The organism is uncultured Aquimarina sp. (assembly GCF_947500065.1).
Lineage (GTDB): Bacteria > Bacteroidota > Bacteroidia > Flavobacteriales > Flavobacteriaceae > Aquimarina.
Genome location: NZ_CANMQT010000001.1, coordinates 573,071 through 594,963 on the forward strand (window position 1 = coordinate 573,071; position 21,893 = coordinate 594,963).

A 21,893-nucleotide genomic window follows, 5' to 3' on the forward strand; every position below is an offset into this window, starting at 1 on the left:
TTCTTTTTTTTTTTAGAAAAGCTATTGATAAAAGACGTATTACAGTACTCTTTTTCTTCACACACTCACTCAGACATTTCCCCGAATGTCTATAAACTTTCGGGGATTTTTTTATCTTTTATATGAAATCAAATTTATAATACAAACCTCTCTATTCTAGATTTATACTAGCCACAGAAATATTATTCTCAAAAGTTTTTTTCAGCTCAATAATTTTCACTTGCTTACTTTCTTGTGGCATACCGTAATTTTTATACATCGTACATTTAATAAACTGAGGAATTCCTGGCTCTTCTTCGCCCGTTTTATGCCCTTTTAGATTAACCAACCAGATTCCAGGATTACTTTCTTTGAGCACAAACTCCTTCATATTATACCCCTCTGCACGTTCTCTTTCTAATTCTTTATACTCAGCAACAACTGTATGTTTCCAAGTATAATATTTGTTATCAGGGTTTACAAACTGAATATCAAACTCACTTTGTGGATCATTCCATTCAAAAACAATTCTGCCATCCAGGTCTTGAGCCTTACTATAAAATGATGGATGTAGATCTCTATAGTCTACATCTATCTTATGTTTTGTAACCAAATATTTCACTTCAGTAACTGCAACTTCCAATACAGAATCGCCAAAAACAACTCCAGGAATCTTGTTATCCAAAATTAACTTATACAAAGAAAACGCTTTTCCAAACTCCTTTAAAGAAACATAACTCTGAGCAAGATCCAGGTATGTTTGAGAACGTTGAGGCTCTAATTCTCCAATTCTTTTATAGATTCTATGTGCTGTTCCAAATTTCTCTTTCTCTTCATATATAAAAGCTAAGCCTCTCAGTGCCTTGGGATTGTCATTCGCTATCTCTATTCCAGTATTTAAAATATCATATGCATATTTTTCATCCCATTGTAAGAAATAAGTAAACACCTCTCTATAGAAATTGATATTTAGCAAATTCGCCTCCAATTCTCTTAAATAAATAGCTTTGGCTTCTTCAAAAGATGTTGAGTTTTTCAAACTTGATGCAGATGTTTCGAAATGAGAAGATTTCTCATATCGCTTTGCTAAACCATTATACTCATTCCCTTTTACTAATAAAGAATTTGCCCTTTGTTTTCTTTCTAAAAATTCTCGGTTTTGCATAGCAGCTTTGGTCGTAATATACAGCACTCCATTTCTTCCATTAGTTCCATATCGCACATTCCCTAAAAGACTAGGAACTAAAGTTACATTGGCAACTGTATTGGGATCAATAAAACTAACATCTCCTATAAATAAAACCCCATCTAAAACAACAGTTCTCCGACTTGAAAGAATAAAACTAACCCCTCCTCTTTCGCCGGGAATTCTTCCTGCAATAAGTTGATCTATGTTGTAAGCAAATTTATTTAGTTGATCCCTCTCTCTATAATATGACCTATACCCTAAACTTCTACGTTTCTTAGGTCCTAATGCAGTATAAACAATTTGATCATCATCATTTTCTTCTAACTCTGAACTAATCACTACTTCTGATAATCGATCATATTTCGATTTTAGAGACACCTCCACATTTTGTTGATCCTGAACCTGTATATCTTTTGGTATAGTAATTAAGGATCTAAATTCTAACACATCTCCTTCTACTGCAGCTATGCTAAAGGATCCATCTGCTTTGGTATGTGTATAACGCAATTGGCCCTTTACCCTCACTTCGCAACCTTGCACAGGCCTCTTAGAGGATCTAACTACACCCGTAATACTAGATTCATCTGCAGAACTATTATTTGCAACCTCATCACTCTTAAGTTTTAATACATCCATTGAAAAGCCAATGGCACTATAAGGTAATTTTTGCCAACTATCCTGACTTGTTGTTTTTATAAAAGACGTTCCGATTTTATCGGACATTTTCAGCTGTAATTGATTTCCATCCGTACCATAGCTTTCTAGTAACTCTACCCCTACTATTACTTGGTTGTAAGCAGTAATTTCCCTAGCATTAAGATCAATTGTTTCTTCGCCATCTTTTCTTTTTATAGTATGGTATATAGACTTTGTTAATTTGTCTCCTGGAGCAACATCTGATCCAATATCATAAATATTGATCCTTACCAATGTACTATCAGCTTTATGTTCAGCAATTGTAAATCTTAACTGTTCTAAATTAGCCATCTGCGCTGAAAGATCTACCAAACTAGCCACCTCTGAACCTTTCATATCTTTTTCGGACCAACCAATCGTAACTTTAGAATTAGCTGATGATCCAACCTGATCTTTAATCAAATCACCTTTAGGAGTCTTTTTTGGAGTTTCTCCATCATCTGGAAGTTTGGATAAATAAAGTACTTTAGTCTTATCTAAAATAGATTGTAAACCTGTAAAGGCTATCCGTAAAGGGTAATAACCTTGGGCTGTAATCTGCAAGGTATCCTTAGCAGTAACACGTTTCTCCAAAAATGAAAGCTCAAAATATCCTTCTTGATCTGTTACTGTACCTAAACCTCTATCTATAAAACCAACATTGGCATATGCTATTGGTTGGCGAGTAACCCTATCTACTGCCAATGAACTTAACTCAATCCCGGATTGACTAAATAAGTTTCCCGAACAAACGATTGTAATTGCTAACAATATTTTTTTCATATTCCCCTTTATTAAATATTTACACTATAACTCACTCAATATTACTAAAGATAAATATTTAAACCTTTAACAAAGGTTAATTAGCTGTTAATCAATCTACTTTCACCTAACAAAAAGGGGTAGAATGCCTTAAAATCGACCTTTGTCATCAAATGTATATAGTGTCGCGTCGCTTATTTACATAAAAAGTGCCTACAAAGCACTTTTATGAATTAAAATAAACTCTATGTATTTAACAAGCTGATGAATCTTTAATCTACAGCTAACAATAAATCTTGTGCTTTTTTATAATTAAAATTAGTAGAATCTTTAATTATTTTTGAAAGTGTTTTTCTTAATTTAATAGTATCATTAATCTTCAAATACATCAAACTTTTATACCATAATGCTTTTGAGTTATCTATAGAACTAGAATTTAAAAGCTTATCAAAATTTATTAAAGCTTTATTTGTATTCCCTATTTCGAGGTATGAAATTCCTATATAGCTATATAGTATAGGATCGTCATTTTCTTTTAAGTACTCTTTAAAAAAAGTGATCGCTGTTTCGTATTCGTTCGCTTTAAAAGATTTTATCCCCTTGCTCAAAAAATCATTCTGCCCACTTCTTTTAAGCAAAGATGGCAAATCATTATCAGAATAATATTTTGCATATAAATCCGTAGTAGATGAATTTCGGATAAATAAAACAGTAGACAATAAAGCAACTACAAAAATTGCGGCTACAGCAGCTATCAATCTTTTACTTTTAAACTTAGATTGTGGATTTTTATATCTTTTCCCAGCATCAAGTATCTTGGATCTTATTTTGGTAGCCTCATCGCTTTTAATATAATCTTCGATTTCTTTTCTTGAACTGCTATTCTTATCTTCATCAGAAAGCCAATTTTCTTCTTTTAAATGATGATTAATTTCATTTGCTAATTTAACCTTCTTCTGTAATTCTATATCATCAGACATTATTAGCTCGAATTGCTTTTTCTCTTCAGAATTAAGATCACCTCCTAAGTAAGCTTCAATTTTTTTATCTATATCCTCGTACATTATTAGCTTAAATCTTGATATTTACTATCTTTTTTTATTAACTCTGCCAAACGTTTTTTACATTTAAAAACTCTTTGGAACGCTACATTTTGAGATGAATAATTAAACCTTTCCACAATTATATCATAAGATACCTTATTAAAATAATCCTTCAAGAGTTTGATACAATTATCAGAGAGTTGATTAATTTTCTCTTCAAAAAGTTCCCATCTCTCTTGTTCCAAAATAAATGAACTATGCTTATTCTCTTTTACTACTAGTTCTATTGCTCCCTCATTTCTTACCCTCTTTTTTCGTTTATTTAATTCTTTACGCCAAAGATTCTTGCAAACGGTAAATATATACCCTTCAAAAGATGAAGTAATTTCGAACTTTCTTATTTTCAATCTAACAATTAATTGAAATAATGCATCCTGAAAAATCTCTTCCGCATCTTCATACGTTCCATTATTTTTCTTTATAAATGATAAAATTGATTGGAAATTTTTCTTATATATCAGATCAATAACAGACTCATCACCCGATAATAAACCTTCTAAATAATGATCATTTCCTAATTTTTGCATTTTCGAAATTTCCGAGAGAATTATTATTTACAATTTGACTCAAATAAGAGACTAAACTAACATTTATATGATTGTGTTTTTACTTTCCAACCTATAAAAATTAATCTAAACCCTCAAAACCACCCAAAACGGGTGGGAAATTATTAAGCACAAAGAATTAATTTCACCTCCGTTTAAAGTATAGAATTCGCTTCTTTGATGTTTTAATTTGCACTTATCTCGATAAATTGAAAAACAAATAAGGGTGAAATTTTTCGATTTAAATCAATAACAAATAAAGCTGTATTAATATTTTTAAATTTTATGCGTACTATGAAAGCAAAAAAAGTAATCTGGGGATTATTAATTACAATAATAGCGGTAAGCTGCTCTACTGATGATTCGATAATCCAAAATACTAAAAACTCAGAAGAAGTAATAAATAAATCTTCTAGTTTTGATCCAGAAGAAGGAGGAGAAGAAGAAGAAGAAGAAGAAATAGATTATGGTATGCCATTCGACAATAGCTATAATCATGAAAACGAACATTTTATTATCAAAATAGTATACACTATAGAAAATGAAGAATCCCAAGTTGACATAAGACGTAGATTTTCTCAAGAACATCCTGATTTGGTTTTAGTAAAAGTAGCCGATTCAACATCAGAATTTGAGTATTGGTTTTTGAAATATCTATCTGGAAAAACACATTCTAGAGGTAGTCAGGATTTACCAGAAGAGGATAAAGATCCTACCCAAGTAGATGAGTTTGATTTATTAGAATACCACAATATTCTTAACAAAATTAGACAGGATGAAAGGATCGAATTATATTAATATCAAAACTTCTTGTAAGTTTTAAAAATATATTAAATAACATAAATTAGGGTATATAATTTTTATCTTGGATAAAAATTATATACCCTTTACTTAATGTCTTTAAGAAGTTGCTACCTATCTCTTGTTTTTTTTACATTTTCTTTTCTTGCCTATGCTCAGAATCCTACAAACTGGGAAGATATTTTAAATTCCAATCTCACAAAAGAACAAAAACGGAGTAAGGTAGACTCATTAATAAATATAAATAAAGAAAAAGGTAATGACTCTTTACTAGAGCGCATCACCCATAGATATGCAATATGGCATTATAGAAACAAAACTTTAGATCTAGCCATAGAGGCTGCTAAACAATCTCTGGAACTAAAGAAAAAAATCATCCCTAAGAACTTGTCGTTAATTCAGCATGGATTAAAAAATCTTGCTTTTTTTAATTATAAACAAGGTAATTATTCCAAAAGTATTTCATATCTCCAAGAATTGATTTCTATTAATTCTGAAAACAATTATGCTGCAGACGCCTATTCTGAACTTGGTAGATGTTATACAAATACGTATGATTATCACAATGCTGTAATACATTTTGAACTAGCTAATTCATTATTTTGGGACAATGAAGATTACGCCAGTATTGTAGCCAATGCAATTAACTCTGGTAAATTAGACACAAAAATAGGTACAGTAAACAGTTTACATAGAGGAATCAAAAATGCATTAATTGCCGATTCTTTATCTTCTAAAATTAACTCTAGAGCAAGCACAAAATACAATCTAAAAATAATTTTAGGTACACTTTACAATCAGGATATCTCTCTGAATACCAAGAAAGCAATCTTTTATTATAATCAAGCATTAACAATTGCTCACGAACTAAAAGATTCTGTCAGAATAGCACAAACCTATGAATTCATTGGCAACCTATACAATACCATTGATCAAGATTTAGCCATTGAATATCATAAAAAAGCCCTTCAGAATCAAAAAGAAAACGATTCTTTATCTTACGGTATTAGCATTCATAATATTGGGTTTTGTTTAGTTCAACAAAAAAAACTTAAAGAAGGAATTAAATATTATCAAAAGGCTATTAGTTTTTTGACAGGACAACCGTTATCTAATGTCAAAGCTTTCTCACAAACTAATGTATTATATAAAACATTAGATTCTTCAAACCTTCTAATAATTATAGAAGATTTAGCCGAAGCTTATTTTAAGCAATTTAAAGTAACTAATCAAAAAAAATATTTAGATAAGTCAATCAAAACATTTTTACTGGCTGATGAACTGATCGACCTTATTCGTATTGAAAACCAAGAACTTCAATCCAAATTATACTGGCGTAAACATAGTGCTAACCTATATGGACGCGCAATAGAAACTTGTTTTTCAGCAAATGATATTGACAATGCTTTTTATTTTATGGAAAAGAATAAGGCATTGATATTGACAGAAGATATAGCAAGCAATAAACTTAAACAATCTCTTTTACTCCCAGAAGATATTGTAAATCAGGAAATCGACCTTCAAAAGAATATATATATCCTAAATAGCAAAAAAAATGATAATGCTGATAAAAAAGAGCTTGATATTACTACCATAAAAATTTTAGATTTAAAAAGAAAGCTAAAAAAACTCCGGGATAGTATTGAGCAAAGCTTTTCTAATTATACTAAGTTTAATATTCAATCTTCTCCAATACTCAATTTAAAATCAATTCAAAAAAATCTCGATGAAAAAACTGTTCTTTTGGAATATAATATATCTGCACATACTGATTATGGGTTAAATAGCAATGATAATAGTTATGTCCCCATTTATGAAGGGAGTGATTATGGCAAGAAAGAATATACCAAAGGATATCTTATTTACATTACAAAAAACGACAGCTATTTTGTAGAGTTGCCCAACATTAATCAGTTAAAGGTAACTGTTGATTTGTTCATTAAAAAAGCCGCTACTCCTTTTCGAACGGAAAAAGATATCACATCATACGGAAAGATTGGATACACCCTTTTTTCCAATTTATTTCCTGATCAGAGAATAAAAAAAATTATAAAAAACAAAAAACTAATTATCATTCCTGATAACTACTTAAACTATATCCCTTTCGAAGCATTGGTAACTTCTAATAAACCTGAAGAAAAGATTAGATATTTGATCGAAGATTCAGAAATTAGCTATGGATACTCAAATTCCTTTCTAAAGAATTCTTCATACACTTCCAATACATCTAATACGGTTTCCTTTCTTGGCTTTGCTCCCAGTAATTTTGACAAATACAACCTAACCCCTTTGGAAAACAATGGCAATGAAGTTATTAATATAAACAATATCTTTTCTGGAGAAGTACTAATCAATGAAAATGCTTCTAAAGAAAAATTTCTAGCTAAACTAGAAAATCAAAACATCATACATTTAGCAACACATGCAGATGCACTGGATTCGATTTCGCCTTGGATTGCTTTTAGTGATAACAAATTAGATCTTGAAGAATTATATCTTACTAAAACCCACGCTGATTTAGTAGTGTTAAGTGGTTGTAATACATTACTTGGCAAACAAGAAACTGGAGAAGGAGTGATGAGTTTAGCCAGAGGTTTTTTTCATTCTGGGGCAAAAAGTGTAGTTTCTTCTTTATGGAATGTTGATGATAGATCCACCTCCTATATAATGAACGAATTCTATAAAAACTTAAAAAAACAACAAACCAAATCACAAGCTTTAAGAAAAGCAAAACTAAAATACCTAACTAACAGTTCTTTATCAGAAAGCTCTCCTCATTTTTGGGCAACGTTTGTGTTATTAGGAAATACGAGTCCAATTCAGAATTACTCTAATGCATCTCTCTATTGGTTAATCCTGTTATTTCCGGTATTCGTTATTTTTATAATTACCTATAGAAAATTCAAAAAGAAAGATTCTTAAATAGAATAAAACTTTATATCTACTTTAAAAAGTGTGTTGAAATTAGATTCAACACACTTTTTTCATTTTAACACTTTCTAGTGGGTAAGAAATATTACTACGGATAACTATACATGAAACATAGTCAAAAATCAATGTGTTTGACTCCATTATTCATCAATCAAAAAAAAATCAATCCGTAATATGAAAACAATTGTATTAATAGAAGACAACATATCGATAAAAGAAACCTATGTAGATATTATAAATAGTTCCAAAAAATTTGAGGTTATCGAAAGCTTTAAAAATTGTAAATCTGCATTAAAAGAAATTAAACTATTAAGTCCTGATATCATATTATTAGATATTGATGCATCTGGTATGAATAGTATTGATACAATAAAACATATCGGAAATACATTTCCTGAAATTAAAATTATAGTTTTAACAAAAAATCAACATCATAAATTCGTTTTTGACGCATTATCTTCCGGTGTTCTTGGCTATCTAATAAAAAACAATGAGCTACAAATTGTTAAAGCTTTAGAAGAACTAGAACAAGGTGGTTCTCCTATGAGCAATACTATTTCTAGGATGGTAGTAGAATCTTTTCAGGAGTATCAATTTAAAGAACTATCAAAAAGAGAAAACGAAATACTTAAATTACTAACAGAAGGCAAAAGCTATTCTAATATCGCAGAAAAACTTTATGTAAGTCGCAATACCGTAAAATATCATTTACGGAATATTTACGAAAAGCTAAACATCTATTGCAGAGATGAAGCTATAAAACTAGTAAGTAGTAAAAAAAGACACTTAAGAACGGCTTAATTTACAATTCAGGAGGTGTCAAAAAAATATCACTTGTAGGTTTCTCTTGAACAAAATTAAATAAATCTAACCTTTTACATCTAACGCATCCCGTAATGCATTGCCTATTAACATAAAAGCCATTACAAGACTCATAATTCCCAAACCAGGTATGATTGCTAGATACGCTTTTCCTAAAATAATGTAAGAGTAATGATCCTTAATCATAGCACCCCAACTGGCCATTGGTGGCTGAGCTCCAATACCCAAAAAGCTCAAACCGCTTTCTATTAAAATTGCGCCGGCAAAATTAGCCGCAGATATCACTATTACAGGAGCTAAACTATTAGGAAGTACATGTTTTGTTATTATTCTAAAATGATTGTATCCTAATGCTTTAGCAGCAGTAACATATTGCATTTGTTTTATACTTAAAACCTGGCCTCTAACAACTCTAGCCACCTCTACCCACATAGTAAGCCCAACAGCAATGAAAACCTGCCAAAAACCTTTTCCTAAAGCTAGTGTGATCGCTATAACTAAAAGCAAGGTCGGAATAGACCATGTAACATTAATTAACCACATAATAAATACATCCACTTTTCCTCCAAAATAGCCAGCAATAGCGCCTAAAGATATACCGAGAAGCAATGAAATCAATACCGCTACAAAACCAATCGAAAATGAAATCCGAATTCCAACTAGCATTCTACTTAGCAAATCTCTTCCGTATTTATCGGTTCCTAAAATAAAAGTACGATTCTTAATAAACTTTTGTTCTATTTCTTCATTGGTAAGTCCACTAGGGAAACGTGCCTTCTCTATGTTTTTAGAAATTCCAATAAGCTCTCCTTCAGTATACGGAGTAACTTTTAATGATTCTTCATGGAAACTATATGCTTCGATCGGAATTTCAGTATCCATATTTTTTGTACCAAAGAACACTTTATTAAAGTATGATTGATCCGATACTGCGTCAGAAGGTATTGTGAGCATTTTTACAGAAAAACCGGGGCCTTTAGAATGAATAGACAAATGCATCTGATTTGCATTCTTAGAATTATCAGGTGCTAACAAATAAGCTAAAACGGCTACTAATGCACAAATCACAATAAACCAAAAACTCAAAACGCCCCAAAAATTTCTCTTGAATTTTTGGAGCGCTAACTTTGTTAATGAGTTTGATTTTGTCTTTTGCATTAAAGCAATTAATTCTTTAGCGAAAGTGGGTTTTTTGATCTACGGATATTATTTAACTTCATATCTTCCAGAACACTTAATGCTTCTTCTACATAAACATCTTTACTTAAACTTTTATGCCATCTGTTTCTTTTCTCCTCAAGAATTGAATCTTTTTTCATTAAATCTTGCTCATATGGAAGCGACTGAAATGTCAGATTAGTTTTATAATCATTTAAGCGATCAAAACGCTCTGCCTGTTTTTCATTTAACTCGATGTTTGCTTTGTACTTATTATAATTTAAGGAGTACTCATTTACATCTCTTTTTTCTCGTACCCATTTAGCATTTTCATCAATAAGTTTTAATTGTTCATTAGTTGCCATTCGAGATTTGCTATTATTGATGGTTTGATCAAAATCAATATAACCATCCCATAACGTATAATCTGCAGCAGGAATCTTATCCCAAGGTAACGGGTTTTCTTGATCTTTTTCTCCTATATCAATATAACTATAACGATCTGGTACAACCACATCACTCTTCACACCTTCTAATTGAGTAGACCCTCCATTTACACGGTAGAATTTCTGAGTTGTCAATTTTAGGGCTCCTAGGTCACCAAAGTCATTACTTCGCATCCATCGGTTAAGATCCATTACATTTTGTACCGTTCCCTTTCCATACGTTTGCTTACTTCCTATAATAATTGCTCTCTTATAATCTTGCATAGCAGCCGCTAAAATCTCTGATGCAGATGCAGAAAGTTCATTTACCAAAATAACTAATGGTCCATCCCATAAAACATTTCGGTCTTTATCACTTAAAACCTCTGGCGATTCACCTTTTGTTCTTACCTGAACAATTGGACCTTTATCAATAAACAATCCAGCAATATCCACTACTGTCTGTAAAGAACCTCCTCCATTATCTCTAAGATCTATTACAAGACCTTCCATCTCTTGTTGTTTAAGACGTATAATCTCTTGTTTCACATCCTTTGCCGCATTACGTTGATTGTAATCCTGCATATTAAAATAGAACTTTGGTAAATTTATAATTCCAAAATTCTTACCATTTTTCTTTACAACAGAAGATTTTGCATAAGTTTCTTCTAACTCAACAACATCTCTTACGATCTCTACATTTTCTATCGTCCCATCTACTTTTTTAACAATCAATGTAACCTTAGTTCCTTTAGGGCCTTTAATAAGACTTACCGCATCATCAAGCCTCATCCCCACAATGCTCACTGGTTCCACTTCATCTTCTTGCTTCACCTTCATAATTAAATCTCCAACCTCAACTTTACTTCCTCTCCAAGCTGGTCCACCTGATATAATCTCAATAATTTTCACATTATCATTTTTCTTCTGTAACCTTGCCCCAATTCCTTCTAGTTTTCCAGACATGGCAATGTCAAAACGATCTTTATCTTGCGGAGCAAAATAGTAAGTATGCGGATCAAATTCTTCTACAATAGAGTTAATGTAAATAGAAAACCAATCTTTTCTTTCTAAATCATCTGCAAACTCAAAATATTCTTTTAACGAAGTTTTTGTGATCTCACGAGATTCTTCTTCTAATACAACTGCTGACTTTCTATTAAACTCTTTATTTGTTGTAACAGAGTCTATTTGTTCATCAACTTTATCGTAATAACTGGATAATGCATTAAACTTAAGCTGAAGTCTCCAGCGATTTTTCATTTCCTTTTTGCTACCTACATAAGATAACTTCTCATAATCTGTTTTTATTGACTCCTCTTTTTCAAAATTAAAAGGACGATCTAGAATTTCTTTATATAACAATCTAGCCTCAGCCATTCTTTGTTGTAATCGCTCGTATGTAAGGTTGAAAAAATCAATCTCCTTATCCCGGATTTGATCATCAATTAGTGTTTCAAATTTCTTGAATTCTTCTATATCACTTTTATAAAAATATCGTTTTAATGGATCTAAAGCATCCACATAATCAACAAAAACATTTTTGGAGAAATCATCATTAATATCCTTTGCATCATAATGTCCTTTACTTAGCACATAACTGATTAAATCTATCAGTATTCGGTCTTTATCAGGATCATTGTCAATTTTTGTTGTAAAGCTACAAGAAGCAGCTGATACAATTACGGTAAGCATCAATACCAAAAAACTCTTTTTCATACGCTCATTTTTAATTTAGGGGGTGTTCTTGGCAAAATACATTAAAAATCGTGCCATTATCCCGTAATAATACTAAATTTTTCTTAAAAGAACTAATAATGTACACTACTGATTACTAATAATATATTTAGAATAAAAAAAATGTATTTTTACCAGTGAAAAAAATAATTCTATGCCGCAAAAAAAACCGCTGATTTTAGTCACCAATGATGATGGCATTACCGCCCCAGGAATTAGATCTTTAATTAGTGTAATGAACGAAATTGGTGATGTATTCGTCGTTGCTCCCGATAGCCCTCAGAGTGCAATGGGGCATGCAATTACAATCAACAACACGTTATATTGCGATCCCATCACTATTGACAAAAATGCTCCTCAAAAAGAATATAGTTGTTCTGGAACTCCTGTGGATTGTGTCAAAATGGCAACCAGACAAATATTGAGTAGAAAACCTGACTTATGTGTCAGTGGAATCAATCATGGTTCTAACTCTGCTATTAATGTAATTTATTCTGGCACAATGAGTGCTGCCGTTGAAGCCGGAATCGAAGGAATACCTGCCATTGGATTTTCTCTATTAGATTATAGTATGAGTGCTAATTTTGAGCCTTCCAAAAAGTATGTGAAAGCAATTGTAAAAAATGTACTTAAAAATGGATTACCAAAAGGAATTGTACTTAATGTCAATATCCCAAAATTAGATAAAGAGAACATAAAAGGTGTTAAAATTTGCAGACAAGCTAATGCGCATTGGGTAGAAGAATTCGACAAAAGAACTAATCCAATGGGACGAGATTATTACTGGCTTTCAGGTAAATTCATTAATGAAGACAAAGGAGAAGATACAGATGAATGGGCTTTGCATAATGGATACGTTTCTGTTGTTCCTACGCAATTTGACCTTACGGCACATGATTTTATACAAGAACTAAACAACTGGCCATTACATGATTAAAAAAGAAATTCTAATTGGTTTTTTTATCGGCATATTTGCCAATACAATAGGTATCATTTTATACATACTATTGTTTTCTGAGCTAAGTATCACCGAAACGTTAAAAGCTGCACAAGAAAATAATTTTTTAGGGAGTTTAATTGCTTTAGGAGCAATCCTTAATTTAATAATTTTCTTTTTATTTTTAAAACAAAACAAGCCATATAGAGCACGAGGCGTGCTTCTTGCTACGATTATTGCTGCTGTTGGTATTGCAATCAGTAAGTTTGGTTAATTCATGATGAAAGTATATTAAGGATGAAATATTATCTTATCGCAGGAGAAGCATCTGGTGATTTACACGGTGCTAACCTAATGAAATCTATAGTTAAAGAAGATCCTCAAGCAGAATTCAGATTCTGGGGAGGGGATTTAATGCAAGATGTTGGTGGATCCATGGTAAAACACTACAGAGAACTTGCATTTATGGGTTTTATTGAAGTAATTCTTAATTTGTTTACAATACTTAAGAACATAAAGCTTTGCAAAACCGATATTTCTGATTATCAACCAGATGTAATCATTTTCATTGATTATCCTGGATTTAATCTTCGTATTGCTAAATGGGCAAAAGAAAAAGGATTTCGAACACATTATTACATTTCTCCTCAGATATGGGCATGGAAAGAAGGAAGGATTAAGAGTATCAAAAAATGTGTAGATGCCATGTATGTAATCTTACCATTCGAAAAATCTTTTTATGAAGACAAACATAATTTTCCAGTTCATTTTGTCGGTCATCCACTAATTGATGCTATTTCAGGTCACCAACAAATTTTACCAAATGAATTTAAAAATCTCCATAACCTGGATGATAGACCTATAATTGCAATTCTTCCTGGAAGTAGAAAACAAGAGATCAGAAAAATGCTGGAAGTAATGCTCAGTGTAGTTGATGATTTTCCGGAATATCAGTTTGTAATTGCCGGAGCACCTAGTCAGGATCCAGAATTTTATACTCCTTTTATAAAGAAAGAAGGTGTACATTTAGTTATGAATCAGACGTATGATTTATTGAGCCTGAGTAATGCAGCTTTAGTTACTTCTGGTACAGCAACCCTAGAAACTGCTTTATTTAAAGTTCCAGAAGTTGTTTGCTATAAAGGAAGTTCAATTTCGTATCAAATTGCTAAAAGAGTCATCAATCTGGACTACATTTCTTTAGTAAATTTAATAATGGATAAACATGTGGTTACTGAATTAATTCAAGGTGATTTTAACACCCAAAGATTAAAAGAAGAACTTACAGACATCTTAGATGATTACAAAAGAGCTGTGATGTTTTTGGATTATTATGATTTAGAAAAGAAACTCGGTGGTAAAGGAGCTAGTGATAAAACCGCTAATCTGATTGTAGAAACCATTAAGAGTTAATTTTCGAATAAAAACTATTCACAACAACTCATAATAGTATCATAAAGCAATTCTGGATTTACAGGCTTACTAAGAACTGTGTATATCCCTACTTTATTAAATTTTTCTTTATTAAATTTTTCTGATATCGCTGTTAATGCAACAACAGGTAATTTCTTATCCATCTGTTTTATATATTTTGTTGCCTCAAAGCCATCCATCTTTGGCATCATAATATCCATTAACACCATGCAATATTTATTTTTCTTGACCATATCCACGGCTTCTTCTCCGTCGTTAGCTGAATCGCAATAAAATCCATAATTAGAAATTATCTTTTCAGTTAGTAGTTGATTTACCTTATTATCTTCCACCAATAAAACATTTACTTCTTTAGATAGTTCAACAAATGTATTTTCTTCGAAAATACTCTCTTTTGTTGATCGCTTAGAAATATCAAAATTCATTGTGAAATGAACCGAAGTTCCATTTTCAGGTTTTGAATTTAAAATAATATCACTCCCATGCAGTTTTAATATCCTTTTCACTATAGATAATCCTAATCCAGTACCTCCATATTCTCTGTTTATTTTAACCGAACCTTGATTAAATGCTACAAAAGCCTTATCTATTTGTTTTTCGGACATACCTATCCCGGTATCCCGAATGGAGAATTTTATTTTTGCTTGTTTATCATCTTTAGAGATTAATATTACATCTATATAAATATCTCCGCTTCTGGTAAACTTTAAAGCATTATCTAATATCTTAAGGAAGATTTGAGAAAATTTGAGTATATCTCCTTTTAAGCTATCTGGAATATTATTATCTATTGCTTTATGAATTCTATTATTTCCTTTCTTCATCATTACTGAAGAATCAATTAAATTATTCACTAAGGGTTTTAGATCGAATTCCTCGTTTTTTAGTTCTAATTCTCCTTTATCGAGATCATTTAAATGTATTACATCAGTAATTAAACCCAATAAGTAATCGCTTGATAAATTGATCAACTTCATCTGATTCTCCTGATGCTTTGTCAATTTTTCTTTTTGTAATAAAAAAGTTGTTCCTTTTATCGTATTTAAAGGAGTAAGTAGTTCGTGAGTAACCGAATCTAAAAATTCTCCCTTTGCTTTTAGTGCTTTATCCACTTTATGATTGGCTTCTACCAGTTCTTCATTATTCTTTTTAAGAAGCTTGTTAACCTTTGTTTTAAACAAAGAAGCTCGGTACTGAAGTATACTAATCAATAGTAACCCCATAATAATCATTACTCCAAATAGTATAATAAACTCCCTATTCCTTAATTGCTCAGCTTTTAACTTATTTTCTATTTTGAATCTTTTATTCTCTTCTTCTTTAAGATTTAACTGATTAAATAAAGCAAGAGCATTACCAATATCTTTGGTTCGTTGTTCCGAATAATCTAAATAACTTTGAGAGGATTGTCTATAAAAAGAGGAAGATTGTCTATAATCACCTATTTGTGCGTAATAAAATCCTTTTTGGTGAAATAGCTTCCCTTTAAAATACAACTCATTAGAATATGGAGTTTCATCCTCCTCTATCTTAGAGAAACAGTTCTGAGTATCTTCATATCTTCCTAAATTCGTATAACCTTCTGCTAAAAAAAGATATAAATTTCTTCGCCGATTTTCTTTAACAGCCGTTTCTTCTACTGCTTTTAAAGACTTTAACGCATATTCAATAGCTTTATCCCAACTTTTTAACCTTAAATACCGTACGCTTAGATTATAATTAATATCAATGACATCCTTGACTTCTCCATGTTCCCTTAATAGTTGCTCTGCAATAACGTATGCCTCAAACCCTTCTTCTTTCTTGCCCTGCATAGATTTGCTTACGCCCAAATTTTCATAGTATAATCCCAATTGCCTTTTATCACCTAATTGATTGATGATTTTTAGATTTTTATCTAAATATTCTTTAACTCCATTTGAATCGTTCTTATCAAGAAAAAAAGTTGTCTTCTTTCTGTTTACTTCAATTTCCAAGTATGGATCATCCATATTTAGAGCTAATTTTTCTGCTAGCTCTAATAAATAAACCCCTCTTTCTTCTTCTTCTTTTGTTGATTTTGAAAATGCCTCTGTACTTACCTTTAGAATTTTTCTAATGCTATCAGCATCTACCTTTGTTGTATCAAATACTTGTGCTTTCAAAGAACTAATACTAGGATGTATTATCATTAGTAAATACATAATATATAGAAGCACATTTGATTTCATTCGAAAAATATTAATCTATTTCTAACTAATAAGGTATCAAAATATATTGTCTTTTACTTCAAAACCTTAAACAAAAACGACAATAACCATAATAATAAAGTTTAAACAATATTTTATCCTAGTAAAAACTATTCATTTCTGTGAAATTATCAAAATTCTCTTTTTCTTAAATAAATTTAATTTTTTGAAAAATTCAGTAAAAAAACTTACTTTGGCATAAACCCAAGTCTAATGAAAAGAATAGTAATCTATTTTTTAATAACCATAGCACTTGCCTCATGTGGATCTAATAAAAAAACCGTCTCCGCAAGCCATTCCAGCAAGGCCAAAACTCATGTAAATGCTAAAACTAAGGCTATCATAAAAACTGCCTTAAGTTATAAAGGGACTCGATACAAATATGGAGGCACCACTAAAAAAGGAATGGATTGTTCTGGATTAGTTTATACATCATTTAAAAAAGGAGAAGTAGTGCTTCCGAGAACATCAAGAGCAATGTCCACACAAGGAACCAAAATATCTCTTAAAAAAGTTGCCATTGGTGACCTTTTGTTTTTTAAAACTAATAAAAACAAAAATCGTATCAATCACGTTGGATTAGTAGTAAGTATTGGAAAACAAATTCAATTTATACACGCATCTACTTCTAAGGGAGTAACCGTATCTAGCCTGGATGAACGATATTGGAATAACTGTTTTGCAGGAGTTAGAAGGATTTTGTAATTAACAAAACTTTATCTTTACTTTTTTATTTTATTCTGCTAAATTCCCTTAATTACTTTAAATTAGTATATTAAAACTCATTTTTGCTATGGAATATTCTTTAGACCCTTCAGAAGTAAAAAAAGTCATTGATGCAAAAGTAAATGAACAAGAATACAATGAAGAACAGTTTATTTACTATCATCTAAATAGAAATCTTTTTAACGTAAAAAAAGAGGTTACCACACTAACCCATTTGATCAACAATAAATTTAGAGACAATAAAGGGAATATATGGGAAGAAGCCTCTAGGTTTAAAAACTGGTTTCATACTCCCAAATCAAGATATTTTGGAAGTCTTATAGGTATGCAGCCATATAGCAGAAAATTCTTGCGCCCAGATAACGAAACGGGTATTGGAGGTGAGTTTGAAATGATCATACGTCATGATGGAAAAAGAATTGATGCATTAACTCACGAGGGATATCAAGAAACATATAATTTTGGCAGAACATCAAACGCTTCTCTACACATTCTTCTGGATGTAGATCCGCATGGACCAAATCCAGATTATACAATAAAAATTGATACTGGTAAAGTGATCATCAAAGATAAAAAGAAAGAACTTTCTGGAACTATAAGACGTAGAAATCGAATCAAAAAATAATTGATTTTAAAACAGACTCCTAATTCATCTTTGTAGATATAATATTTAAAAACCTTCTTAATCCTCCAGAAAAATTGGATACGATCTATTCTGATTAAGAAAAAAAGATTTCACTGGTAACATATGTTATTTACATGACATGGTTAATTGTTGGGCTTCCCGTGCCTCTCAATTAATTCATTTGATCTGTGCATAAATTACTTAATATTCCTTTTCTGATTCTTACCTTTTCTTTAATTGTTGGTATTGTTATTGGCTACTACATTTCGATAGATCTTAAAATTGTACTTATAGCCCAAGGGATTGCCATAAGTGGCCTAATTAGTACTTGGTGGTATGCAAAAAAAATGTTTCGGAGTGCTATTGGATTTAGTGCTTTGACATTAATCGTTTTTATCCTTTTAGGAATTACCTTAGTACAAATTCATCATCCTAAAAACAATCCTGATCACTACACCAATCTATTTTCTGAAGAATATCAAGAAAATTCGGTAACCATAAGCTTTTACATAAAAGAAAGGCTAAAACCCACATCTTTTTATGAAAAATATGTAATCACTCTTCAATCAATAGAAAGCCAAAAAACAACAGGGAATCTATTACTTCAAATACCTAAAGCGGACTTACAAACTAATCTTACGATCGGAGCGTCATATATTACACATTCTCAAATCAAACTTATTCCCTCCCCTTCAAATCCAAATCAATTTAACTATGCCCACCATCTTTCTCAGCAGTATATTTTTCATAAAGTTACTACAGACTTACATCAATTAATTCCAAGAGACATTCCTATGTTTTCTATCCATTACATAGCGAGTTATATTAGAACTGATATCAATCAAAAGCTTGCTTTATATGATTTCAATAAGAAACAATTATCGATTATTAATGCTTTACTTTTAGGTCAAAGACAAGATATTGATCAAGAAACCTTCACAGATTATAGAGATGCAGGAGCCATACATATATTAGCAGTTTCGGGATTGCATGTTGGTATACTTCTAATGTTATTAAACTTCATTCTTAAACCTCTAGAACGTTTAATAAGTAATGGCAAAGCGTTTAAAACCATATTTATTATTATAGTTCTTTGGTGTTTTGCAGTTATTGCAAGTTTATCTCCTTCAATTCTCAGAGCTGTTACTATGTTCTCTTTTATAGCCATAGGAATGCACATTCGCTCTAAAACAAGCATTTATAACGCCTTAATAGTTTCCATGTTTATGCTATTATGCATGCGCCCATTGTTATTATTTTCTGTGGGATTCCAATTGAGTTATTTAGCAGTATTTGCAATCGTTTGGATACAGCCATTATTAGTTAAGCTATACAGGCCAAGATTTTATATCGATAAAATACTTTGGGAAACCTTTACGGTTACAATCTCCGCTCAATTAGGCTTATTACCACTAACCCTATTTTATTTTCATCAGTTCCCTCTTTTATTTTTTATTGCTAACCTGATCATTATACCATTATTGGGTTTCTTACTTGGTTTTGGAATATTAGTAATGACTCTTGCAGAAATAGGAATATTACCAGATTGGATGGCTGCTACTTTTGGAGGTTGTATAGATGTAATGAATTCCATTGTTCATTGGGTTTCAAAACAAGAAACTTATTTGATTACAGATATTACATTTTCATGGAGGATGCTCATTATTGGATATACCCTTATAATCTCTTTAGTATTTACTTTTAAAAAGTTTAAGCTCAACAGAATTTTTGCAGTTACGACTAGTGTGGCTTTTCTATTGTTTATTTTTATTTATGAAAAAAAGCTACACCTAAACAAAGAGGAGCTTGTCATTTTTCATAATCATCGTAATACAACGCTAAGTGTTTTACATCACCAAAATGTAAGAGTATATAGCAAGGATTCTATTTCGGAAATAACCAAAAGTTACTTGTTTAAAGGCTACCTCACCCAAAATAATTCCAAAATAACTTTTCATAAAAAACTAAAAAACATTTACAACTACAGAGAGAAAACAATTTTAGTCATAGACAGTTCTGCCATATATAACATAAAAGAGTTACATCCTGACATTATAATTCTATCCAATTCTCCAAAAATTCACCTAAATAGAGTTATTGAAATCTTAGAACCAAAACAAATTATTGCCGATGGAAGCAACTACAGAAGTTATCTTGACAAATGGGAAAAAAGCTGTAAAAAACAAAAAATCCCTTTTCATCGAACAGATAAAAAGGGAGCATATATTTTAAATACTAATTCTACAAAGCATCATTAAGGCTAGATACTTGAGCCAATAATTCTTGTTCTGGCATTTCCATAACTTCTTTCACTATCTTATGAAGATCTGGAATTACCGTTCTCGCTAACTTGGTAGGACTATTGAAAAGAATTGTAATACCAAGGTCTTCCTGAGGAAATATAGCAATTTCACTTCTGAAGCTATTTACATGACCTCCGTGATGAATCATCCTATTAGACTCTCCTGTTTCTCTATTTTTAAAATCATGAATACGCCATCCGTGCGCATAGTGAGATCCTTGATGTCCATCCCATCTCTGATAATACTTGCTTTTTCCTGGAAGATTAATTACTGGATTAAAAACATTCTTTAAACCATCGGCACTCATTACATTAGGATTATGACCTAACAAAAATCGCATCCACTTAGCCATATCAGTTACACTAGCATTTACTCCTCCAGCTGGAATGGCATTATAATATTTTTGGTTGATCTTTAAAGACTTCCAGCGTCTACCATATTTTCTATGTGGCATCGCTACATTAGAAGACATTTTTAAGGAATTATAATCTGTTGACGCAGTAGTCATCTTAAGAGGCTTAAAAATTCTTTCTGCAATTGCTTCTCCATATGATTTACCAGCAACTTTTTTTATCATTTCACCACTTAGAGCAAACACAGCATTCTGATAACTATAGATATTACCTGGTTTATCAATTGTTCGAATACTTTTAAACTGACCAGCTATTGTATTCAAATCTACTCCATCCTCTACAAGGTTCGTAAAACTATGATAAGGTAATCCTGATGAATGAGACAAAATATGCGACAGTGTCACACTATCCGTCCATTTTCTACTCGCTAATTGAAAAGATGGTACGTAATCGCTAACCTTAGCTTCCCAATCAAGTAATCCTTCTTCTACATACATCCCAGATAACACACCTGCAAAACCTTTAGAAACAGATCCTATTCTAAAAATTGTTTCTTCATTTATTGTATCATTTAAGGATGCATTTCTTTTTCCAAAACCTCCTAAATAAATAACAGAATCACATTTTACAATACCAACACCTGCTCCAACAATTTTATGCTGTTTTAATGCTTTACTAAAGTAAGATTCAATGGCATCTACCAATAACTCTTTTTGTCTATCCGAAATTGGATTTCTAAAAAAGTCAACAGATGCTTGTACTTTATTTATTGGTTTAGAAGGAATAGGTACCTCAATCTTATTAGCAGAAATAAGTGGAAATAACAATGCAATTAATAACAACATTGAAGGGGCAATGATGAAGCGTTTTTTCATAATAGGTTAAGCTCAAGTAAGATATTTAAAACCAAAAAAAATGGGGATGGTTTTAAATACTTTAATCTAACGATTTGGTTTACTAATTATTTCAATTTCGACCAAATATAACGATTATATGCAAATATCGTCGTTGAAATGCATTTTTTTCTAAAGTTTAACATTTAAACAATCCAAATTAATAATTTTTAGAAACCATATGTAAGATAATTCTTTCTTTAATGAATTATAGATTACATATTACGCCTATTTAACTCAAATTATTTGCAAAAAACACAGTAGCCT

Annotated in this window: 16 protein-coding genes; 9 read left to right on the forward strand and 7 right to left on the reverse strand. The window is 31.2% G+C overall.

Translation table 11 applies throughout. The features are described 5' to 3' along the window. Positions 1–151: 151 nt before the first annotated feature. The 3 genes from Q0975_RS02715 to Q0975_RS02725 all read right to left on the reverse strand — a co-directional run bounded on the left by Q0975_RS02715 (position 152) and on the right by Q0975_RS02725 (position 4,235). Positions 152–2,626: a hypothetical protein gene (locus tag Q0975_RS02715; RefSeq protein WP_299432711.1), complete on the reverse strand. Its 2,475-nt coding sequence runs from the start codon at positions 2,624–2,626 to the stop codon at positions 152–154. A 251-nt stretch (positions 2,627–2,877) separates the two neighbouring features. Continuing rightward, the gene (locus Q0975_RS02720; protein ID WP_299432714.1) at positions 2,878–3,669 is read right to left on the reverse strand and encodes a hypothetical protein; all 792 of its coding nucleotides are present in this window, start codon (positions 3,667–3,669) and stop codon (positions 2,878–2,880) included. Between the two features lie 2 nt (positions 3,670–3,671). Then, positions 3,672–4,235: a sigma-70 family RNA polymerase sigma factor gene (locus Q0975_RS02725; protein WP_299432717.1), complete on the reverse strand. Its 564-nt coding sequence runs from the start codon at positions 4,233–4,235 to the stop codon at positions 3,672–3,674. Positions 4,236–4,547: 312 nt separating this feature from the next. On the opposite strand from Q0975_RS02725, the gene Q0975_RS02730 reads away from it, so the two are divergent. From Q0975_RS02730 to Q0975_RS02740, 3 genes are all read left to right on the forward strand, one after another. Then, positions 4,548–5,051, forward strand: a complete 504-nt coding sequence (locus tag Q0975_RS02730) for a hypothetical protein (protein WP_299432720.1) — start codon at positions 4,548–4,550, stop codon at positions 5,049–5,051. Positions 5,052–5,147: 96 nt separating this feature from the next. Beyond that, complete coding sequence (locus tag Q0975_RS02735) at positions 5,148–7,976, forward strand: CHAT domain-containing tetratricopeptide repeat protein (protein WP_299432723.1); 2,829 nt, start codon at positions 5,148–5,150, stop codon at positions 7,974–7,976. Between the two features lie 183 nt (positions 7,977–8,159). After that, on the forward strand, positions 8,160–8,786 hold the full coding sequence (locus tag Q0975_RS02740) for a response regulator transcription factor (RefSeq protein WP_299432726.1): 627 nt from the start codon (positions 8,160–8,162) through the stop codon (positions 8,784–8,786). Between the two features lie 66 nt (positions 8,787–8,852). Here the strand turns inward: Q0975_RS02740 and Q0975_RS02745 are convergent, their stop codons facing one another. After that, entirely contained in the window at positions 8,853–9,965 is a 1,113-nt protein-coding gene (locus Q0975_RS02745; RefSeq protein WP_299432729.1) for an ABC transporter permease, read from the reverse strand. 8 nt (positions 9,966–9,973) lie between these two features. Further along, on the reverse strand, positions 9,974–12,109 hold the full coding sequence (locus tag Q0975_RS02750) for a carboxy terminal-processing peptidase (protein WP_299432732.1): 2,136 nt from the start codon (positions 12,107–12,109) through the stop codon (positions 9,974–9,976). 172 nt (positions 12,110–12,281) lie between these two features. On the opposite strand from Q0975_RS02750, the gene surE reads away from it, so the two are divergent. Genes surE through lpxB form a run of 3 tightly spaced genes read left to right on the forward strand, consistent with a single transcriptional unit; the run spans position 12,282 to position 14,477 of the window. Next, positions 12,282–13,064, forward strand: coding sequence for a 5'/3'-nucleotidase SurE (surE, locus tag Q0975_RS02755; RefSeq protein ID WP_299432735.1), 783 nt, complete (start codon positions 12,282–12,284; stop codon positions 13,062–13,064). Then, complete coding sequence (locus Q0975_RS02760) at positions 13,057–13,338, forward strand: hypothetical protein (protein ID WP_299432738.1); 282 nt, start codon at positions 13,057–13,059, stop codon at positions 13,336–13,338. The genes surE and Q0975_RS02760 overlap by 8 nt, the downstream gene beginning before the upstream one ends. A 23-nt stretch (positions 13,339–13,361) precedes the next feature. Then, positions 13,362–14,477, forward strand: a complete 1,116-nt coding sequence (lpxB, locus tag Q0975_RS02765; protein ID WP_299432741.1) for a lipid-A-disaccharide synthase — start codon at positions 13,362–13,364, stop codon at positions 14,475–14,477. A 14-nt stretch (positions 14,478–14,491) separates the two neighbouring features. Here the strand turns inward: lpxB and Q0975_RS02770 are convergent, their stop codons facing one another. Next, positions 14,492–16,708 carry a response regulator gene (locus Q0975_RS02770; protein ID WP_299432744.1) on the reverse strand — a complete coding sequence of 739 codons (2,217 nt, stop codon included), beginning with the start codon at positions 16,706–16,708 and terminating at the stop codon, positions 14,492–14,494. A 231-nt stretch (positions 16,709–16,939) separates the two neighbouring features. Between Q0975_RS02770 and Q0975_RS02775 the strand changes: the two genes are divergently transcribed. From Q0975_RS02775 to Q0975_RS02785, 3 genes are all read left to right on the forward strand, one after another. Beyond that, positions 16,940–17,431 carry a C40 family peptidase gene (locus Q0975_RS02775; protein ID WP_299432747.1) on the forward strand — a complete coding sequence of 164 codons (492 nt, stop codon included), beginning with the start codon at positions 16,940–16,942 and terminating at the stop codon, positions 17,429–17,431. Positions 17,432–17,519: 88 nt separating this feature from the next. Continuing rightward, positions 17,520–18,077, forward strand: a complete 558-nt coding sequence (locus Q0975_RS02780) for a hypothetical protein (protein WP_299432750.1) — start codon at positions 17,520–17,522, stop codon at positions 18,075–18,077. Between the two features lie 188 nt (positions 18,078–18,265). Next, on the forward strand, positions 18,266–20,335 hold the full coding sequence (locus tag Q0975_RS02785; protein ID WP_299432753.1) for a ComEC/Rec2 family competence protein: 2,070 nt from the start codon (positions 18,266–18,268) through the stop codon (positions 20,333–20,335). Here the strand turns inward: Q0975_RS02785 and Q0975_RS02790 are convergent. Next, positions 20,319–21,608, reverse strand: a complete 1,290-nt coding sequence (locus tag Q0975_RS02790) for a serine hydrolase domain-containing protein (protein ID WP_299432756.1) — start codon at positions 21,606–21,608, stop codon at positions 20,319–20,321. The genes Q0975_RS02785 and Q0975_RS02790 overlap by 17 nt on opposite strands. Positions 21,609–21,893: the final 285 nt, after the last annotated feature.

Coding starts and splice junctions, on each gene's coding strand:
- lpxB (WP_299432741.1), top strand. CDS start 13,362: ATGAAATATTATCTTATCGCAGGAGAAGCATCTGGTGATTTACACGGT.
- Q0975_RS02750 (WP_299432732.1), bottom strand. CDS start 12,109: ATGAAAAAGAGTTTTTTGGTATTGATGCTTACCGTAATTGTATCAGCT.
- Q0975_RS02780 (WP_299432750.1), top strand. CDS start 17,520: ATGGAATATTCTTTAGACCCTTCAGAAGTAAAAAAAGTCATTGATGCA.
- Q0975_RS02730 (WP_299432720.1), top strand. CDS start 4,548: ATGAAAGCAAAAAAAGTAATCTGGGGATTATTAATTACAATAATAGCG.
- Q0975_RS02745 (WP_299432729.1), bottom strand. CDS start 9,965: ATGCAAAAGACAAAATCAAACTCATTAACAAAGTTAGCGCTCCAAAAA.
- Q0975_RS02790 (WP_299432756.1), bottom strand. CDS start 21,608: ATGAAAAAACGCTTCATCATTGCCCCTTCAATGTTGTTATTAATTGCA.
- Q0975_RS02770 (WP_299432744.1), bottom strand. CDS start 16,708: ATGAAATCAAATGTGCTTCTATATATTATGTATTTACTAATGATAATA.
- Q0975_RS02725 (WP_299432717.1), bottom strand. CDS start 4,235: ATGCAAAAATTAGGAAATGATCATTATTTAGAAGGTTTATTATCGGGT.
- Q0975_RS02720 (WP_299432714.1), bottom strand. CDS start 3,669: ATGTACGAGGATATAGATAAAAAAATTGAAGCTTACTTAGGAGGTGAT.
- Q0975_RS02735 (WP_299432723.1), top strand. CDS start 5,148: ATGTCTTTAAGAAGTTGCTACCTATCTCTTGTTTTTTTTACATTTTCT.
- Q0975_RS02760 (WP_299432738.1), top strand. CDS start 13,057: ATGATTAAAAAAGAAATTCTAATTGGTTTTTTTATCGGCATATTTGCC.
- Q0975_RS02715 (WP_299432711.1), bottom strand. CDS start 2,626: ATGAAAAAAATATTGTTAGCAATTACAATCGTTTGTTCGGGAAACTTA.
- Q0975_RS02740 (WP_299432726.1), top strand. CDS start 8,160: ATGAAAACAATTGTATTAATAGAAGACAACATATCGATAAAAGAAACC.
- Q0975_RS02775 (WP_299432747.1), top strand. CDS start 16,940: ATGAAAAGAATAGTAATCTATTTTTTAATAACCATAGCACTTGCCTCA.
- surE (WP_299432735.1), top strand. CDS start 12,282: ATGCCGCAAAAAAAACCGCTGATTTTAGTCACCAATGATGATGGCATT.